The sequence below is a fragment of the Allobosea sp. ASV33 genome, assembly GCF_016428755.1.
Classification (GTDB): Bacteria; Pseudomonadota; Alphaproteobacteria; order Rhizobiales; family Beijerinckiaceae; genus Allobosea.
In genome coordinates, this window is the sequence record NZ_JAELTI010000275.1 from 1 (window position 1) to 317 (window position 317).

General features: G+C 78.5%; 1 protein-coding gene and 1 pseudogene. One reads left to right on the forward strand and one right to left on the reverse strand.

Annotation, left to right across the window (positions count from 1 at the left end; all coding sequences use genetic code 11):
- Nucleotides 1-183: hypothetical protein (locus JHD80_RS28895; RefSeq protein ID WP_248311822.1), on the forward strand; the 183-nt coding region annotated here is incomplete at its 5' end.
- A gap of 20 nt (nt 184-203) precedes the next feature.
- On the opposite strand, the pseudogene JHD80_RS29450 reads toward JHD80_RS28895, so the two are convergent.
- Nucleotides 204-308 (reverse strand): annotated as a pseudogene (locus tag JHD80_RS29450) (NrsF family protein); the annotation flags it as partial.
- Nucleotides 309-317: the final 9 nt, after the last annotated feature.

Sequence of the window (317 nt, forward strand, 5' to 3'; positions counted from 1 at the left end):
CCCCCCCCCCCCCCCCCCCCCCCCCCCCCCCCCCCCCCCCCCCCCCCCCCCCCCCCCCCCCCCCCCCCCCCCCCCCCCCCCCCCCCCCCCCCCCCCCCCCCCCCCCCCCCCCCCCCCTTTTTCACGCCGAAGACGGCATACGAGATCGCGCCTAGAGTCTCGTGGGCTCGGAGATGTGTATAAGAGACAGGGCTGTAGGCGATCGTGGCGAGCCCGGCGGAGGCGAGGCCGGCGCAAGCCCCGGTCAAGCTGCGGTCGACCGGTGCGCCGCGCCGTGCCAGCAACAGCAGCACGACGAGCGGAAGCAGCGCATAGAG